This window comes from Streptomyces sp. YIM 130001, from assembly GCF_003574445.1.
GTDB lineage: Bacteria > Actinomycetota > Actinomycetes > Streptomycetales > Streptomycetaceae > Streptomyces.
This window is the reverse complement of record NZ_KZ984552.1, coordinates 286,355-304,361: the sequence shown is the minus strand read 5'-3', so window position 1 is coordinate 304,361 and position 18,007 is coordinate 286,355. Positions and strand designations below refer to the sequence as shown.

13 protein-coding genes are annotated in these 18,007 nt (G+C 69.3%); 3 read left to right on the top strand and 10 right to left on the bottom strand.

Annotation, left to right across the window (positions count from 1 at the left end; genetic code table 11):
* Nucleotides 1-7 precede the first annotated feature (7 nt).
* The 8 genes from DSC45_RS11290 to uvrA all read right to left on the bottom strand — a co-directional run bounded on the left by DSC45_RS11290 (nt 8) and on the right by uvrA (nt 11,284).
* Nucleotides 8-1,219 (bottom strand): phosphoglycerate kinase, encoded by a 1,212-nt coding sequence (locus DSC45_RS11290; protein WP_119289680.1) that lies wholly within the window; start codon nt 1,217-1,219, stop codon nt 8-10.
* 113 nt (nt 1,220-1,332) lie between these two features.
* A complete protein-coding gene (gene gap, locus DSC45_RS11285) occupies nt 1,333-2,337 on the bottom strand; it encodes a type I glyceraldehyde-3-phosphate dehydrogenase (protein WP_119289679.1) in 1,005 nt (334 codons plus the stop codon).
* 198 nt (nt 2,338-2,535) lie between these two features.
* Entirely contained in the window at nt 2,536-3,537 is a 1,002-nt protein-coding gene (gene whiA / locus DSC45_RS11280) for a DNA-binding protein WhiA (RefSeq protein WP_119289677.1), read from the bottom strand.
* Nucleotides 3,528-4,544, bottom strand: a complete 1,017-nt coding sequence (gene yvcK / locus DSC45_RS11275; protein WP_119289675.1) for a gluconeogenesis factor YvcK family protein — start codon at nt 4,542-4,544, stop codon at nt 3,528-3,530. The genes whiA and yvcK overlap by 10 nt, the downstream gene beginning before the upstream one ends.
* Entirely contained in the window at nt 4,541-5,437 is an 897-nt protein-coding gene (gene rapZ / locus DSC45_RS11270; RefSeq protein ID WP_240434578.1) for an RNase adapter RapZ, read from the bottom strand. Before rapZ ends, yvcK begins: the two co-directional genes overlap by 4 nt.
* Nucleotides 5,438-5,472: 35 nt before the next feature.
* Nucleotides 5,473-7,551 carry an excinuclease ABC subunit UvrC gene (uvrC, locus tag DSC45_RS11265; protein ID WP_119289671.1) on the bottom strand — a complete coding sequence of 693 codons (2,079 nt, stop codon included), beginning with the start codon at nt 7,549-7,551 and terminating at the stop codon, nt 5,473-5,475.
* 176 nt (nt 7,552-7,727) lie between these two features.
* Nucleotides 7,728-8,159: a Rieske (2Fe-2S) protein gene (locus tag DSC45_RS11260; protein WP_119289962.1), complete on the bottom strand. Its 432-nt coding sequence runs from the start codon at nt 8,157-8,159 to the stop codon at nt 7,728-7,730.
* A gap of 158 nt (nt 8,160-8,317) precedes the next feature.
* Nucleotides 8,318-11,284 (bottom strand): excinuclease ABC subunit UvrA, encoded by a 2,967-nt coding sequence (gene uvrA, locus DSC45_RS11255; RefSeq protein ID WP_240434577.1) that lies wholly within the window; start codon nt 11,282-11,284, stop codon nt 8,318-8,320.
* A gap of 190 nt (nt 11,285-11,474) precedes the next feature.
* Between uvrA and DSC45_RS11250 the strand changes: the two genes are divergently transcribed.
* From DSC45_RS11250 to DSC45_RS11240, 3 genes are all read left to right on the top strand, one after another.
* Complete coding sequence (locus tag DSC45_RS11250) at nt 11,475-12,161, top strand: maleylpyruvate isomerase family mycothiol-dependent enzyme (protein ID WP_119289667.1); 687 nt, start codon at nt 11,475-11,477, stop codon at nt 12,159-12,161.
* Between the two features lie 9 nt (nt 12,162-12,170).
* Complete coding sequence (locus tag DSC45_RS11245) at nt 12,171-12,827, top strand: MBL fold metallo-hydrolase (RefSeq protein WP_119289665.1); 657 nt, start codon at nt 12,171-12,173, stop codon at nt 12,825-12,827.
* A 63-nt stretch (nt 12,828-12,890) separates the two neighbouring features.
* Nucleotides 12,891-13,952: a S66 family peptidase gene (locus DSC45_RS11240; protein ID WP_119289663.1), complete on the top strand. Its 1,062-nt coding sequence runs from the start codon at nt 12,891-12,893 to the stop codon at nt 13,950-13,952.
* A 140-nt stretch (nt 13,953-14,092) separates the two neighbouring features.
* On the opposite strand, the gene DSC45_RS11235 is transcribed toward DSC45_RS11240, so the two are convergent.
* Together DSC45_RS11235 and DSC45_RS11230 are read right to left on the bottom strand one after the other, a co-directional pair.
* On the bottom strand, nt 14,093-16,534 hold the full coding sequence (locus DSC45_RS11235; RefSeq protein ID WP_119289961.1) for an RICIN domain-containing protein: 2,442 nt from the start codon (nt 16,532-16,534) through the stop codon (nt 14,093-14,095).
* Nucleotides 16,535-16,762: 228 nt separating this feature from the next.
* Entirely contained in the window at nt 16,763-17,773 is a 1,011-nt protein-coding gene (locus tag DSC45_RS11230) for a TerC/Alx family metal homeostasis membrane protein (RefSeq protein WP_119289661.1), read from the bottom strand.
* Nucleotides 17,774-18,007: the final 234 nt, after the last annotated feature.

Below are 18,007 nucleotides of genomic sequence, written 5' to 3'. Positions count from 1 at the left end.
CAAGGGGTCAGTCCTCCAGTGCGGCGAGGCCGGGGAGCGTCTTGCCCTCGAGGTATTCGAGGGACGCCCCACCGCCGGTCGAAATATGTCCGAAGGCATTCTCGTCGAAGCCGAGCAGTCGCACGGCAGCGGCCGAGTCTCCACCACCGACGACCGTGAAGGCCGAGGAGTCGAGCAGGGCCTGGGCTACGCCGCGAGTGCCTTCGGCGTAGTCGGGGTGCTCGAAGACGCCCATGGGGCCGTTCCAGAAGACGGTGGCCGCGTCGGCGAGCTTCGAGGCGTACAGCTTGCGGGTATCCGGGCCGATGTCGAGACCCATCAGGCCCTCGGGGATGGCGTCCGCGGAGACGGTTTCGGGCTTGCCCGGCGCCTTGGTGCTGAGGTCCGGGAACTCCGCGCTGACGACGACGTCCACGGGCAGCACGAACTCCACGCCCTTGTCCTCGGCACGGCGCAGATAGTCCTGGACCACCGGAACCTGGTCCTCCTGCAGCAGCGAGGTACCGACCTCGTAGCCCTGGGCCTTGAGGAAGGTGTACGCCATTCCGCCGCCGATCAGGATGCGGTCGGCCTTGTCCAGGAGGTGGTCGATCACACCGAGCTTGTCGGAGACCTTGGCACCGCCGAGGACCACCGCGTAAGGGCTCTTGGCCTCGTCGGTGAGCTTCTTGAGCACGCCGACCTCGGTGGCGATCAGGTAACCGGCCGCGTGCGGGAGCCTGGCCGGAAGGTCGAAGACCGAGGCGTGCTTACGGTGCACGGCGCCGAAACCGTCACCGACGTAGGTGTCGGCGAGTTCGGCCAGCTGGTCGGCGAAGGCGCCGCGTTCGGCGTCGTCCTTCGAGGTCTCGCCCGCGTTGAACCGCAGGTTCTCGATGACCGCGACCCTGCCGTCGTCGAGGCCCGCCACGGTGGCGCGTGCGGAATCGCCGACCGTGTCGGTGGCGAACGCGACGTCGGCGCCGAGGAGTTCACCGAGGCGCGCGGCGGCGGGGGCCAGCGAGAAGGCGGGGTCCGGCGCGCCCTTCGGCCGGCCGAGGTGGGAGGCGACGACCACTCGGGCGCCCGCGTCCGCGAGGGCCTTCACGGTGGGCACCACCGCGCGGATGCGTCCGTCGTCGGTGATGGTGGTGCCGTCCAGCGGCACGTTGAGGTCGGCGCGGACGAAGACTCGCCGTCCGGTGACGCCTTCGGCGAGAAGTTCGTCGATGGTCTTCATGGGGTGTGGACTCCTTGAGAGCGTCGGACACAGGCAACAGGGCCCGGGCCGCGCGGCGTTGCGCTGCCCGAGCCCTGTGCTCACATCGAGGTGCCTGCCGTATCAGCTACGGCTCAGAGCTGGCCGCCGACGAAGGTCGTGAGGTCCACCAGACGGTTGGAGTAGCCCCACTCGTTGTCGTACCAGCCGACGATCTTGACGCTCTTGCCCTGAACCATCGTCAGGGAGGAGTCGAACGTGCAGGAAGCCGGCCAGTTGACGATGTCCGAGGACACGATCGGGTCCTCGGTGTACTCGAGGACGCCCTTGAGCTGGCCCTCGGCCGCCTTCTGGAAGGCGGTGTTGACCTCGTCCTTGGTGACCTCGCGCTCGAGCTCGATGACCAGGTCGGTGACCGAACCGGTCGGGACCGGCACGCGCATGGCGATGCCGTCGAGCTTGCCGGCGAGCTCCGGGATGACCAGCGCGGTCGCCTTGGCGGCGCCCGTGGTGGTCGGAATGATGTTCTCCGCGGCGGCACGAGCGCGGCGCAGGTCCTTGTGCGGGAAGTCAAGGATGCGCTGGTCGTTCGTGTACGCGTGAACGGTCGTCATCATGCCCTTGACGATGCCGAAGTTCTCCAGGAGAACCTTGGCCATCGGCGCCACGCAGTTGGTGGTGCAGGAGGCGTTGGAGATGACGTTGTGCGTCGCGGGGTCGTACTGGTCCTGGTTGACGCCCATCACGATGGTGATGTCCTCGTCCTTGGCCGGAGCCGAGATGAGGACCTTCTTGGCGCCGCCCTGGATGTGCTTCTCGGCGTCGGCCTTCTTGGTGAAGATGCCGGTCGACTCGATGACGATGTCGACACCCAGGTCACCCCAGGGGATGTCCGAAGGGTTGCGCTCGGAGAGCACCTTGATGGTGTGTCCGTCGACGGTGATGGTGTCCTCGGTGTGCGACACCTCCGACTTGAGCCGGCCCAGAATCGTGTCGTACTTCAGCAGGTGGGCAGTGGTCGCGGTGTCACCCAGGTCGTTGACGGCAACGACCTCGATGTCCGCACCCTGCTCCTTGAGAGCCCGGAAGTAGTTGCGGCCGATTCGACCAAAGCCATTGATGCCTACGCGGATCGTCACGAACCGATCTCCTCGTTGGTGCGCCGGCTTGTCCGCCGGCGAGCTGTATGGGATGTCCCCGACCGCCTCCGACCCTACCTCTCCATGGCCGGTGCAGTGACATCGAGCGAGGGCCGGAAACGCCCGACGGGCCGTACCCCTCAGTAGGGTCACGGCCCGTCGGGCGGTGATGCGTCTTCCGCGGCGCGGAAGGGCCGGTCAGCCGGCCATGTTGTCGGCCATGCTGTCGGCCATCTCCTCGGTCAGGGTGGACTCGGTGCTCGGGATACCGAGGTCCTGCGCCCGCTTGTCGGCCATCGCCAGGAGGCGGCGGATACGGCCGGCGACCGCGTCCTTGGTGAGCGGCGGATCGGCGAGCGCACCGAGCTCCTCGAGCGATGCCTGCTTGTGCTCCATTCGGAGGCGTCCGGCCGCTGCCAGGTGCTCGGGCACCTCCTCGCCGAGGATCTCCAGGGCGCGCTGCACGCGGGCGCCTGCGGCCACCGCTGCGCGGGCGGAGCGGCGCAGATTCGCGTCGTCGAAGTTGGCCAGGCGGTTGGCGGTGGCACGGACCTCGCGGCGCATCCGCCGTTCCTCCCAGGCCAGTACCGACTCGTGGGCGCCGAGCCGGGTGAGCAGCGCGCCGATCGCGTCGCCGTCGCGGACCACGACGCGGTCCACGCCGCGCACCTCACGGGCCTTCGCCGGGATGCTCAGCCTGCGGGCCGCGCCGACCAGGGCGAGCGCCGCCTCGGGCCCCGGGCAGGTCACCTCGAGCGAGGACGAACGTCCCGGCTCGGTGAGCGAGCCGTGCGCCAGGAAGGCGCCGCGCCAGGCAGCCTCGGCGTCGCAGGTGGCACCCGAGACGACCTGCGGGGGCAGTCCTCGGATGGGCCGGCCGCGGCCGTCCACCAGACCGGTCTGCCGTGCCAGCTGGTCACCGCCCGCGACCACCCGTACGACGTAGCGGGAGCCGCGGCGCAGTCCGCCGGCCGCCATCACCATGAGCTCCGAGCTGTGCCCGAAGATCTCCAGGATGTCCTTCTTGAGGCGGCGGGCCGCCATCGCCGTGTCCAGCTCCGCCTCGATCACGATGCGTCCGCTGACCAGATGGAGCCCGCCGGCGAACCGGAGAATCGCCGAGACCTCTGCCTTTCTGCAGCAGGTCCGGGTGACGGGGAGCCGGGAGACTTCGTCCTTCACCGCTGCCGTCATCGCCATGGGCCGATCCTTCCATGCATCCGAAAAATACGGTCGTACGCGGCGGCCAGCAGCTCCGGGTCGTGCTTGGCGCTGCTGTCAGGCGCGGCGACCGGGGCCAGCTCGACTGCCGCACCGAGACGCTTCGCGGACTCGCTGAGCGATTCCGTGTCACGTACGGCGGCCTGATCGGCCAGCACCACGTCCAGGGCGAGTTTAGGGGCGTGTCGGGCCAAAACCTCCAAATGACGCTGCGGAGAAAAGCCTTCGGTTTCACCGGGTTGTGGCGCCAGGTTCAACGAGAGCACTCGGCGGGCCTTGGTCTCGGTGAGCGCGTCGAGCAGTTCGGGCACCAGGAGGTGCGGAATCACCGAGGAGAACCAGGAGCCGGGGCCGAGCACCACCCAGTCCGCGTCGAGCACGGCCGCGACCGCCTCGGGTACGGCGGGCGGGTCGTTCGGCACCAGGTGTACGGACTGGACCTCGCCCGTGGTCAGCGCCACATTGGCCTGGCCGCGGACCGTGCCGATGTGGTCCGGGTGCTCCGGGTCGTGCCCCCGTACGAGGGCCTGGAGCTCCAGGGGCACCGCGGACATCGGCAGCACCCTGCCGTGCGCGCCGAGCAGGGTGCCCACCAGGTCGAGTGCCTGGACGTGGTCGCCGAGCTGCTCCCACAGGGCGACGATCAGCAGATTGCCGACCGCGTGCTCGTGCAGATCGCCGCCCGACTGGAACCGGTGCTGGATGACCCGTGACCAGGTCTGGCCCCAGTCGTCGTCACCGCACAGGGCGGCGAGGGCTTTGCGCAGGTCGCCCGGGGGCAGTACGCCGAGCTCGTCGCGCAGGCGTCCGCTGGAGCCGCCGTCGTCGGCGACGGTCACCACGGCGGTGAGGTCACCGGTGATGCGGCGCAGCGCGGCGAGCGACGCCGACAGGCCCATACCGCCACCGAGCGCGACGACCTTGGGCTGCGCGCCCCGTCTGCGGCCGAGTCGGTTCGGACGGATGCGCCGGACGTTCGGTTTCACTCGCGCCCCATGTCCCGGTGGACGACGACCGTCTCGACGCCCTCGGAGGCGAGGCGCGCGGCGAGCTTCTCGGACATCGCCACGGAGCGGTGCTTGCCGCCGGTGCAGCCGACCGCGATGGTCACGTAGCGCTTGCCCTCGCGCCGGTAGCCGGTGGCGATCAGGTGCAGAAGCTCCGAGTACTGGTTGAGGAATTCCTTGGCGCCGGGCTGGTCGAAGACGTAGTCGGACACCTCTTCGCTGAGTCCGGTGAAGGGGCGCAGCTCCGGGACCCAGTGCGGGTTGGGCAGAAAGCGGCAGTCGACGACGAGGTCGGCGTCGACGGGCAGGCCGTACTTGTAGCCGAACGACATGACGGTCGCCCGCAGTTCCGGCTCCTCGTCGCCCGCGAACTGGGCGTCCATCTTGGCGCGCAGCTCGTGCACGTTGAGGCTGGAGGTGTCGATGACCAGGTCGGCGTCGCCGCGCAGTTCGCGCAGCAGGTCACGCTCGGCGGCGATGCCGTCGGTGATGCGGCCGTCGCCCTGCAGCGGGTGCGGGCGGCGGACCGATTCGAAGCGGCGGACCAGGGCGTCGTCCGACGATTCGAGGAAGACGATCCGGCGGGTGACGTGCTTCGCCTGGAGGTCGGCGAGGGACTCCCGCAGATTGTCGAAGAAGCGGCGGCCACGGACGTCGACGACGACGGCGATACGCGCCACATTGCCCTGGGACCGGGCTCCGAGCTCCACCATGGTGGGGATCAGCGCCGGCGGCAGGTTGTCCACGACGAACCAGCCGAGGTCCTCCAGACACTTCGCTGCCGTGGACCGGCCTGCTCCGGACATCCCGGAGATGATGACCAGCTCGGGGATGGCCGCTTCGCCGGCCTCGACGGTCGTGCCCGTACCCACCTGTGTTCCGCCTTCGTCTCGCTCTGTCTGCTCTGTCACTGCTGTGGCCCCCGTTCGTCCGAGGTGCCCGCGGACACGGGTGCCTCGTCTTCGATGATCTCTCCTGTCGCGGTGTTCACCGCGGGAGCGGCCGGTGCCGCCCCGGCGAGGGCCGCGGTGATCGTCTCGGCCGTCTTGCGGCCTATCCCCGGGACCTCACAGATCTGCTCGATTGTCGCGGACCGCAGCTTCTTCACCGAACCGAAATGCTTGAGCAGGGCCTGCTTGCGGCTCTCTCCGAGGCCCGGCACCGCATCGAGCGGACCGGACCGGAAGCGCTTGGAGCGCTTGGAGCGCTGGTAGGCGATGGCAAACCGGTGAGCCTCGTCGCGGACCCTCTGCAGCAGGTACAGGCCCTCGCTGGAGCGCGGCAGGATGACCGGGTCGTCCTCGTCGGGGACCCAGACCTCCTCCAGACGCTTGGCGAGGCCGCAGACCGCCACATCGTCGATCCCGAGTTCGTCGAGCGCCCGCTTGGCGGCTGCGACCTGTGGCTGTCCGCCGTCCACCACCAGGAGCTGCGGCGGGTAGGCGAACTTCTTGGGACGGCCGTCCTCCTCGACGAGGCCGCCCTGCTCCGGATCGGTGTCGTCCCGTGCGACCGGCGGATTGTCCGCGGGGCCGGAGACGGGTGCGGCCGCCTGCTCGGCCTCGTCCGCCCACTCCCCCGTCTTCTCCTTCTCCGAGAGGTAGCGCCGGAAGCGGCGGGTGATCACCTCGTGCATGGAACGGACGTCGTCCTGGCCCTCGAAGCCCTTGATCTGGAAGCGGCGGTACTCGCTCTTGCGTGCCAGGCCGTCCTCGAAGACGACCATGGAGGCCACCACGTCGTCGCCCTGCAGGTGCGAGATGTCGAAGCACTCGATGCGCAGCGGTGCGCCGTCCAGGTCGAGGGCGGCTGCGATCTCCTCCAGGGCGCGGGAGCGGGTGGTCAGGTCGGAGGCGCGCTTGGTCTTGTGCAGGACCAGGGCGTGCTGGGCGTTGCGCCCCACGGTCTCCATCAGGGCCCGCTTGTCGCCGCGCTGCGGGATACGGAGGCTGACGTTCGCACCGCGGCGCTGGGTGAGCCACTCCTGGACCGGGGCGAGCGGCTCGGGCAGCGCCGGGACGAGGACCTCCTTGGGTACGGCGTCGCCGCTCTCCTCGCCGTACAGCTGCTGCAGGGCGTGCTCGACCAGATCGGCGGTGGTGACCGCCTCCACCTTGTCGGTGACCCAGCCGCGCTGGCCGCGCACCCGGCCTCCGCGGACGTGGAAGATCTGTACGGCCGCCTCCAGCTCGTCCTCGGCGAGGGCGATCAGGTCGGCGTCGGTGGCGTCGGCGAGCACCACGGCGCTCTTCTCCATCGCGCGCTTGAGCGCCTCGATGTCGTCGCGGAGCCGTCCCGCGCGCTCGTACTCGAGCTCCTCGGCCGCGTCGGCCATCTCCCGCTCGAGGCGGCGCAGGTACGCACCGGTGCGGCCGGCCATGAAGTCGCAGAAGTCCTCGGCCAGTTCACGGTGCTCCTCCGGACTGACCCGGCCCACGCACGGGGCCGCGCACTTGCCGATGTAGCCGAGGAGGCAGGGGCGGCCGGTGCGTGTCGCGTTCTTGAACACGCCTGCCGAGCAGGTGCGGACGGGGAAGACCCGCAGCATCAGGTCGACCGTCTCGCGGATCGCCCAGGCGTGGCCGTAGGGGCCGAAGTAGCGCACGCCCTTCTTCTTGGCTCCGCGCATGACCTGGACGCGGGGGAAGTCCTCGTTCAACGTGACCGCGAGATACGGATAGCTCTTGTCGTCGCGGTACTTGACGTTGAACCGGGGGTCGAACTCCTTGATCCAGGTGTACTCCAGCTGCAGCGCCTCGACCTCGGTGGAGACCACCGTCCACTCCACGGATGCGGCGGTGGTCACCATCGAGCGGGTGCGCGGGTGGAGGCCCGCCAGGTCCTGGAAGTAGTTGGCGAGGCGCTGTCGCAGGCTCTTCGCCTTGCCCACGTAGATCACCCGGCGGTGCTCGTCGCGGAACTTGTAGACCCCCGGGGAGTCGGGGATCTGTCCCGGCTTGGGGCGGTAGCTGGAGGGGTCGGCCATGCTTGCCACCCTACTTGCGGCCACCGACAGGCGAGCCTGGGTGAGGGGTCGGTACGGCGATGCCGGACGGGTGCGGATCCGGCTGCCGCTCGGGACGCCGCGGAGCGCTGACCGGCGAGGGGTGCGGCCGGGAAGCATGCGGGCCAACGGGGCCGTGGGCCGCGGTGGTTGCGAGGTCAGGCCTCGGGGCCGACGATCAGCTTGCCGTCCTTCTCGCGGACCTCCACCGGGTTGAGCGGCACGGTCGCCGGGCCCTTGAGGACCTCGCCGGTGCGGACGTCGAAGCGGCTGCCGTGGCAGGGGCAGTTGCCCTCGCTCTTCTCGATCTTGTCCAGGACGCAGCCGGCGTGCGTGCACTGGGCGCTGAACGCCGTGTACTCGCCCTCGGCGGAGCGGCTGACCACCATGCGCTCGTCCCGGTAGAGCTTGACGGCGCCGGGTTCCACGGCGTCCGCGGCGCCGAGGTCGACCGGCGCCGTCGGCGTCGGCTCCTTGGCGTGCCCGACCTTCGAATCCGTCGAGCAGGCGGCCGCTCCCAGGCCCGCGGTCCCCGCGAGGGCGGCGCCCTTCAGCACGGTACGGCGGGCGGCGGACGGGCGGCCGGGCATGGATTCTCCCCTGGTCAAGCGGTCGAGTCCGTGGGCCGGCCGATCGCCGGCACGGACGGATCCGACGATACCGGCACGGATCACGACGGCAGCCGCCGGGCCGGGCCTCCTCCGTGGGAGGCCCGGCCCGGCGGCCGTACGACGACGAGCGGCAGGGGTCAGCTCCTGCGCTTTTTCGCCGCCGGGGCCTTCTTGGCCGGCGCCTTCTTGGCGGCGGTCTTCTTGGCTGCGGAGGCCTTCTTGGCCGTACCGCGCCCACCGCCGGCCGCCCCTTCGCTCATACGGTCCGGCGTGATGATCCCGCGCAGGAACTTGCCGGTGTGGCTCGCCGGGGTCCCGGCCACTTGCTCCGGAGTGCCCTCGGCGATCACTAGGCCGCCGCCGACGCCGCCTTCGGGGCCCATGTCGATGACCCAGTCCGCGGTCTTGATCACGTCCAGGTTGTGCTCGATGACGATCACCGTGTTGCCCTTGTCGACGAGTCCGGACAGCACGCTGATCAGCTTGCTGATGTCCTCGAAGTGCAGGCCTGTCGTCGGCTCGTCCAGGACGTAGACCGTGCTTCCCGTGGAGCGCTTCTGGAGCTCGCTGGCCAGCTTGACGCGCTGCGCCTCGCCGCCGGAGAGCGTCGGTGCGGGCTGACCGAGTCGCACGTACCCGAGCCCTACCTCGTTGAGCGTGCGCAGGTGGCGGGCGATCCTCGGGACGGCCTCGAAGAAGTCGAGGGCCTCCTCGATGGGCATGTCCAGGACCTCGGCGATGGACTTGCCCTTGTAGTGCACCTCGAGCGTCTCGCGGTTGTACCGCGCACCGTGGCAGACCTCGCACGGGACGTAGACGTCCGGCAGGAAGTTCATCTCGATCTTGATCGTGCCGTCGCCCGAGCAGTTCTCGCAGCGGCCGCCCTTCACGTTGAACGAGAAGCGGCCCGGCAGATAGCCGCGGACCTTCGCCTCGGTGGTCTCGGCGAAGAGCTTGCGGACGTTGTCGAACACGCCTGTGTACGTCGCCGGGTTGGAGCGCGGGGTGCGGCCGATCGGCGACTGGTCGACGTGGACGACCTTGTCGATGAGGTCGTCGCCCTCCACGCGCGTGTGGCGGCCCGGCACGGTGCGGGCGCCGTTCAGCTCGCGGGCCAGGTGCGTGTACAGGATGTCGTTGACCAGGGTCGACTTGCCCGAGCCCGAGACTCCGGTGATCGCGGTCAGGACACCGAGCGGGAAGCTCACGTCGACGTCCTGGAGGTTGTTCTCCCGGGCGCCGTGCACCGTCAACTGCCGGTTCGGGTCCACCGGGCGCCGGATCTCCGGAATGGCGATGGCCCGCTTGCCCGACAGGTACTGGCCGGTGATCGACTCGGGGGTGTCGAGCAGCTCCTTCAACGGTCCGCTGTGGACCACCTTGCCGCCGTGCTCGCCGGCTCCCGGGCCGATGTCCACGACCCAGTCGGCGACCTTGATGGTGTCCTCGTCGTGCTCGACGACGATCAGTGTGTTCCCCATGTCCCGCAGACGGACCAGGGTTTCGATCAGTCGGTGGTTGTCCCGCTGGTGGAGACCGATGGACGGCTCGTCGAGTACGTACAGGACGCCGACCAGGCCCGAGCCGATCTGGGTGGCCAGGCGGATGCGCTGGGCCTCACCGCCGGAGAGGGTGCCCGCGGCGCGGTTCAGCGAGAGGTAGTCGAGGCCGACATCGACGAGGAAGCGCAGGCGCTCGTTGACCTCCTTGAGGACGCGCTCGGCGATCTTCTTGTCGCGGGCGTTGAGCTTGAGCTTGGCGAGGAACTCGGCGCACTCGCTGATCGACATCGCCGAGACCTGCGCGATGGACTTCTCCATCACGGTGACGGCCAGCACGATCGGCTTGAGCCGGGTGCCCTCGCAGGTGGGGCAGGGCACCTCGCGCATGTACCCCTCGAAGCGCTCCCGGCTGGCGTCGCTCTCGGCCTCGGAGTGCCGCCGCTTCACGAACGGGACGGCGCCCTCGAAGGGGGTCGTGTAGACCCGCTCCCTGCCGTACCGGTTGCGGTACCGCACCTCGATCTGGGTCCGGTGGCCGTTGAGCAGGGCCTTGCGGGCACGCTGCGGCAGGGCGCCGAAGGGGGTGTCGGTGCTGAAGCTGAGGGCGTCGGCGAGGGCTCCGGTGAGCCGGCCGAAGTATTCCTTGGCGTGGCCGTGCGACCACGGGTGGATCGCGCCCTCTTCGAGCGACTTCTCCTCGTCGGGGACGATCAGCTCCGGGTCGACCTCCATGCGGGTGCCGATGCCGGTGCAGTCCGGGCAGGCGCCGAAGGGCGAGTTGAACGAGAAGGAGCGCGGCTCCAGCTCCTCGAACGACAGGTCGTCGTAGGGGCAGTAGAGGTGCTCCGAGTACATCCGCTCGCGCTCGGGGTCGTCCTCGGGCAGGTCGACGAAGTCCAGCACGACCATGCCGCCCGACAGCCCGAGCGCGGTCTCCACCGAATCGGTGAGCCGGCGCTTGGCGCTCTCCTTGACGGTGAGGCGGTCGACGACCACCTCGATGGTGTGCTTCTCCTGCTTCTTGAGCGTGGGCGGCTCGCTGAGCTGGATGGTGGCGCCGTCCACACGCGCGCGGCTGTAGCCCTTGGTCTGCAGGTCGTTGAAGAGGTCGACGAACTCGCCCTTGCGCTCGCGCACGAGCGGCGACAGGACCTGGAAGCGGCTGCCCTCGGGCAGCTTCAGGACCTTGTCGACGATGGCCTGCGGCGACTGGCGCGAGATCGGACGACCGCACTCAGGGCAGTGCGGTTTGCCGATACGGGCGAACAGCAGCCGCAGGTAGTCGTAGACCTCGGTGATGGTGCCCACCGTCGAGCGCGGATTGCGCGAGGTGGACTTCTGGTCGATGGACACCGCCGGGGACAGGCCCTCGATGAAGTCCACATCGGGCTTGTCCATCTGCCCGAGGAACTGACGGGCGTACGAGGACAGCGACTCGACGTAGCGGCGCTGGCCCTCGGCGAAGATGGTGTCGAAGGCGAGCGAGGACTTCCCCGAGCCGGAGAGGCCGGTGAAGACGATGAGCGAGTCACGCGGGAGATCGAGCGAGACATTCCTGAGGTTGTGCTCGCGCGCGCCACGGACGATGAGACGGTCGGCCACGCCGGTCCGCACCTTTCTTGAGAGAAGCGGGGGCGAGGCCCCCTCCCGACAGACTATTGGGGGTGCCGCCTCAGCAAGGGACTACTGACTTCGAATTGACTCCTCCAGCGAGCCTATAGCACGTGCATTCGATTTGCGGACACCGTCCACCGCCTTCACCCGATCGTGTGGCCGGACTATCGTCGTTGCCATGAGTGATCATGTGCGCGACCTGGACCTTGTACATGAGGCGACCGAGCGGCTGCTCACCGCAGCGGCCAAGAAGGACGAGACGGCTGTCACCGGCTCCTCCCGACTGCCTGCCTGGACCCGCGGTCACGTCCTCGCCCACCTCGCCCGGAACGCGGACGCCCTCGTCAACGTACTGGCGGGGCGCCCGATGTACGCGAGCGCCGAGGCACGCGACGCCGAGATCGAACAGGGCGCGCACCGACCGCTCGCCGAGCAGCTGGACGACGTGCGCGAGACTGCGGCCCGCTTCCAGCATGCCGCAGCCGAGTACCCGGACTGGACCCGTTCCGTGGAACTTCGTGGTGGCGTCACCGACACCGCGTCCCGGATCCCCTTCCGCCGCCTCATCGAGGTGGAGCTGCACCACGTCGATCTCGGCATCGGGTACGAGCTCGAGGACCTGCCCGCCGAGTTCACCGAGCGCGAGATCGCGTTCCTCGCCGACCGGTTCGCGGGCAACGCCGCGGTCCCCCGGATCCAGATCACCGCGAACGGCGTCGGCCAGTGGTCCACGGGCCGGCCGGACGGCGACGCCGTCTCCGTGATCGGCCCCGCGGCGGACGTACTGGGCTGGCTCGCGGGGCGCCGCGAGGGCGCGGGCCTCGAGTGCGACGGCCCCCTGCTGCCCGTACTGCCGTCTCTGTAGGCTGCCGACATGACGTACAGCGGAGCGGTGAAGGTCGGCGGGGCGGCGGACGTCCACGAGTTGGCGGACCTGATGATCTCGAAGGTCGCGGTCGGCCCGATGAACAACAACGCCTATCTGCTGCGCTGCCGGGCCACCGGCGAGCAGCTGCTCGTGGATGCGGCGAACGAGGCGGAGACCCTGCTGCGCCTGATCGGCGACGACGGCATCGCGTCGGTCGTGACCACGCACCGGCACGGGGACCACTGGGGAGCGCTGGAGGCCGTCGTCGGTACGACCGGCGCGCGGACCTACGCGGGCCGCTACGACGCCGAGGGCATCCCGGTTCCGACGGACGTCCCGGTGGAGGACGGGGGCACCGTCACGGTCGGCGAGGTCTCGCTCACCGCGCGGCACCTGGTCGGACACACTCCGGGCTCCATCGCCCTGGTGTACGACGACCCGCACGGGCACCCGCACGTCTTCACCGGCGACTGCCTGTTCCCGGGAGGCGTCGGCAACACCTGGGGCGACCCGGAGGCCTTCGCCCGCCTCCTCGGCGACGTGGAGACGAAACTCTTCGACGTGCTGCCGGACGAGACCTGGGTGTACCCGGGCCACGGCGACGACACCTCGCTCGGCGCCGAGCGCCCGCACCTCGCCGAGTGGCGCGAACGCGGCTGGTAACCCGCGTCCGCGGGCGGCTAATTGACGGGCGTACGGTCTTGTTCCGGCCGTACGCTGCGCCGCATGACGCACCCGCAAACGCCCGTGCCCGTATATCCGCCCAAGCCTGTGCCAGGTGACCGGATCGCCGTGGTCTCGCCCTCCGGCGGACTGTGCGAACTCTTTCCGGCGCCGTACGAACTCGGCCTGGAGCGCCTGCGCAAGGACTTCGGCCTGGAGCCCGTGGAGTACCCGACGAGTCGCAGGCTCGGCACCGGCCCGCAGGAGCGCGCGGACGATCTGCACGCGGCGTTCGCCGATCCCACGGTGAAGGCCGTGATCGCGAGCATCGGCGGGGACGACCAGATCACCGTGCTGCCGTATCTGGACCGCGAGTTGATCCGCGCGCACCCCAAGCCGTTCTTCGGATACAGCGACAACACCAATCTGCTCGCCTATCTGTGGAACACGGGCGTGGTCGGGTTCCACGGTGGCAGTGTGATGGTCGAGCTGGGGCGCCCGGGTGCCATGGACCCGCTCACCGAACGGTCCCTGCGGGCCGCCCTGTTCGAGCCGGGGCCCTACGAGCTGCGGCCCGCGGAGCGCTACCGCGATGTCGACCGGTCCTGGGACGACCCGGCCACGTTCGCGTGCGAGCCGGAGACCTGGCCGGCGGACGGCTGGATCTGGCACCAGGGCGAGCGGGTGGTGGAAGGACGCTCCTGGGGCGGCAGCGTGGAGATCCTGTCCTGGCTGCTGATGGCCGACCGGGAGATCGCTGCCGACCTCTCCGTGTACGACGACTGCGTGCTGTTGCTCGAGACCTCGGAGGAACTGCCGCCCGCGGAGGACGTTTTCCGGATCCTGCGGAACATGGGCGAGCGGGGTCTGCTCCGCCGTTTCCCCGCGCTCCTGATGGGCCGCGCCAAGGCCTGGTCTCTGCAGGTGCACAACGACGCCGAACAGAAGGCGCGTTACGCGCGCGAGCAGCGCGAGGCGGTGCTTCGGGCGCTCGGCACCTACGCCCCCGAGACGATGGCGGTCTTCGACGTCGACCTGGGCCACACCGACCCGCAACAGGTGATCCCGTACGGCGGCACGGTGCGGGTGGACGGTCCAGGGCGGCGTATCACCGTCACGTACTGAGGCACCTCGCGCGCGTGGAGGGCATTTTCGCCCTCCACGCGCGCGTGGCTCTCGTTCAACGGGCCTCGTTCCCCGACCCCGTCTGCGGACCTTGCTGTTGGGCGCTCAGCGACGCTTTGAGACGCAGTCGAGCGGGTCGTTCAGACGAGCTTCCAGAGGTGGTCGTCCGTGCCGTTGTCCTCGTACTGGACGACCTGAGCGCTGTTCGCCGTCGACATCTCGTCCACGCCGAGGACCTTCTCGCTGTGCCGGTTGCGGATGCGATACCAGCCGTCGCCGCTGTCCACCAGCTGCCAGAGGTGGTCGTCGGAGCCGTCGTCCGTGGCCTGCACGGCCGGCGCGCCGTTCGCCGTCGAGGCCCCGTCCACGGCGAGCACCTTGCCGCTGTAGCCGTTGCGGATGAGGTACCAGCCGCTCCCCTGGTCGACCAGTTGCCAGGCGTGGTCGGAGGTCCCCGCGTTGTCGAACTGCACCACACGCCCGCCGTCGTCGAGGGACATCTCGTCGACGGCGAGGACCTTGTCGCTGTGCCGGTTCAGGATGCGGCGGTACGGCGGTTCCGGCGTCCAGCGTCGGCCGTCCGGAGTGGCCGTGGGGAAGGCCGTCAGGCGCAGCCGGGCAGCCCCCATCGGGATCAGGGTGACGGTCTCGGCCTCCGCGGCGCCGCGGGCCGGAGATTCCTGCAGCGGCGCGACCACGTGCTCGGCGTCGGCCACCCACTCCTCGATCCTGCGGGCCTTGGCGGTGATCGTCACGGGCGCCCCGTCGTGGGTGAACGGGTCACCCTCGACCGGGCCCGGGCGCTCGTCCACCCGCAGCCCCTTCAACGGCTCGGGGTCCAGGCCGTAGTTCCATGCGGTGCCCGCATGGACGGCGAGCTCGGGGAACGTGTCCGTACCTCCGGTGCGCTCGTACTCCTCACCGATACGGAGTGAGTACGTCAGCGGCCCGCGGTCGATCGAGACGGCACCGTGCTGCTTCTCCCAGGTGCGGACGGCGACGCGCTGCGGCAGTTGTACCGTGACGCGGTCGCCGTCCCGCCAGGTGCGTTCGACGCGGACGAACCGCGGTCCCGCCCCGGCCTCGACCTGCTTCCCGCCGACGGTGATCCGCGGATCGCTGCACCAGCCGGGAACCCGCAGCAGGAGCGGGAAATCGACATCGCGCGCGGTGTGCACGGTCAGCGTGACGGTGTCCTTGAAGGGATAGTCAGTCTCCTCGGTGACCGTGATCTCCGTGCTGTCCGCGCCGACCTCGGCGCGCACCTCGCAGGGCGCGTACATGGCGGCCGCGAGCCCGTGGTCGGGAGTGCTGAGCCAGAGTTCCTCGGTGAAGTAGGGCCATCCCATTCCGTAGTTGTGCGGGCAGCAGCGGTACTGGCGTACGCCCGGCTTGAAGGACTGCATCGCGAAGCCGTTCTGGAACTGGCCCTCGGTCTTGACGGCGTCGTCGAGGTCCACGCTGTTGGCACTGGTGACGTAGTGCAGCCCGCGCCCCTGTGGATCCGTGGCGGCGGGCAGCAGGTTGAAGGCGAGGTCCTCGCAGCGGTCGGCCCAGACGGGGTCGCCGGTGATCCGGGTGAGCAGCTCGTGGCTGGCCATGAACTCGACCGTGCCGCAGGTCTCGAAGCCCTGGCGCGGGTCGTCGAATCCGGGCCGGGCGTTCTCGTCGCCGGCGAACCCGCCGCCGGGGAACTGCCCGTACCTGCCGATGATGGTCTCGTAGTTGCGGTACGTGGAGCGGGTCAGGCCGGTGCCGCCTGCCCGCAGGGCGTACTGGGCCGGCTCGCGGAACCCCTGGGCGACGTTGACGTTGTGCAGGTCGGGGAAGTTGTCCACCCAGTTCGCGCCGTGCTCGTGCATCTTGTCGGCGAGTTCGAGCAGGAACGCCTCCTCGGTACGGCCGTGGAGCCAGAAGACGATGTCGAGTCCGTCGCCCCAGCGCTTGGACACCCAGCTCGAGTCGAAGGCGCTCGGGCCCTGCTCGTTCATGAAGCGCAGGAACGACAGGAGCATCGGCACGATCCGCTCGTCCCCGGTGAATTCCTCGTGGCTGCGCAGCGCCTGCATCAGCGGCAGGTACGGCCAGAAGTCGGGGCCGTCGTTGAGGGCGGTGCGCAGCACGGTCGGGCCGAAGAAGCCGTCGTCCTGACGGGTGGCGATGATCGCGTCGATCCAGCGGCGTGCGGCGGCCTGGGCGTCGGCGTCGCCGGTGAGTGCGGCGAGGTCCACATAGCCGCGCAGCCAGTACGTCAGTTCCTCCCAGCCGTCGTTCTCGGGGTGCGCCCAGCCCGAGGAGTCGATGTCGAGGTAGTCCGAGATCTCGGCGTACCGGCCGAAGAGTCCCTTGAGCAGGAGATCGAGCTGCCCGGCGAGCCAGCCCTTGGCCGCGACGCTGCCGAGGGGCAGTTTCCCGAAGGCGGTCGGGGCCAGGCGCGTTGCCTCGTCCCGCGCGGTGGGCGCTGCCCGGTCGCCGGCGGCCCGGGGCACGGCGGCGGCCGGTGAGCCGAACGAGGCGAGGAGGGTGGTGCTGCCGACGGCGAGCGCGCCGGTGTTCAGGAAGCGGCGGCGGTCGAGTGTCACGAGGCGCTCCTTCACGGTGCGGGATCAGGGGTCGAAGACTCCTGTACAACGTTGGAAAATCGCTCGCTCGGCATGACAGCACGCCCCGCAGCCACTGTCCAGGTCCATGACAAATACTGCCGCCGGGCAAGATGTCAGGGACGGTCGGAACGCAAGCCGGCCCGCCCGCACCGAAGTGCGGACGGGCCGTGCGTCGCGACCTGGATCGTCCCGGTCGGGACGGGTCGATCAGCCCTCGCCGGGCCCCTGGTTCGAGTCCGAGGACTTGGCCAGGGCCTGAGCGGAACGCTCTTCCTCGGCCTTCTTCTTGGACGCCCGCAGGCTGGTGATCGTCGTGACGATCAGCACGGCGCAGATGACGCCGAGAGAGACCGGGATCGAGATCACCGGGACATGCACGCCGTTCTCGTGCAGCGCGTGCAGGACCAGCTTGATACCGATGAAGCCCAGGATGATCGACAGTCCGTAGCTGAGGTGGACCAGCTTCTTGAGCAGTCCGCCGATCAGGAAGTACAGCTGTCGCAGACCCATCAGCGCGAAGGCGTTCGCCGTGAACACGATGTAGGGGTCCTGGGTCAGGCCGAAGATCGCCGGGATCGAGTCGAGCGCGAAGAGCACGTCGGTGGTACCGATCGCCAGCATGACGACCAGCATCGGGGTCATGACCCGCTTGCCGTTCTGCTCGATCCACAGCTTGGTGCCGTGATAGCGGTCGGCCACGCCGAAGCGCTTCTCGGCCGCCTTGAGCAGGCGGTTCTCCTCGAACTCCTCGTCCTCCTCCTCGGCCCTGGCCTCCTTGATGAGCTTCCAGGCGGTGTAGATCAGGAACGCGCCGAAGATGTAGAACACCCAGGCGAAGTTCGCGATGATCGCGGCGCCCGCGGCGATGAAGCCGGCCCTGAGCACCAGGGCGATGAGCACACCCACCAGCAGCACCCGCTGCTGGTACTGGGTGGGCACGGCGAACTTGCCCATGATCAGAATGAAGACGAAGAGGTTGTCGACACTCAGCGATTTCTCGGTGATGAAGCCGGCGAAGAACTCACCGGACGCCTGGGCGTTCCCGAAGAACAGCAGGCCGAGCCCGAACAGTGCGGCGAGCACGATCCAGACGATGGTCCAGATCCCGGCTTCCTTGATCGATACGTCGTGGGGCTTGCGCCCGATGAAGAAGTCCACCCCGATCAGGGCGCACAGGCCCACGATCGTGAGGGTCCACATGGTCAGAGATACATCCACTGCGCCTCCGGCAGTACGTAACGGCACACATGTCAGCGTCGTCGCTGCCGGAGGTCTCTTCCACCCGAGCGCCGCACGTGGTGTGTCACGCGCGCCGTTCGTAGGGCCGACGCCCCGGGATCTGGCCTGATCCGTATTGACGGGAACGCCGCAGTCAGGGAGTACTCCCCTCCGCGTCTAGAACAGTACGGGAATCACCAAGGAAAGGTAAAGCGTGAGGTAAAGCACATGCCA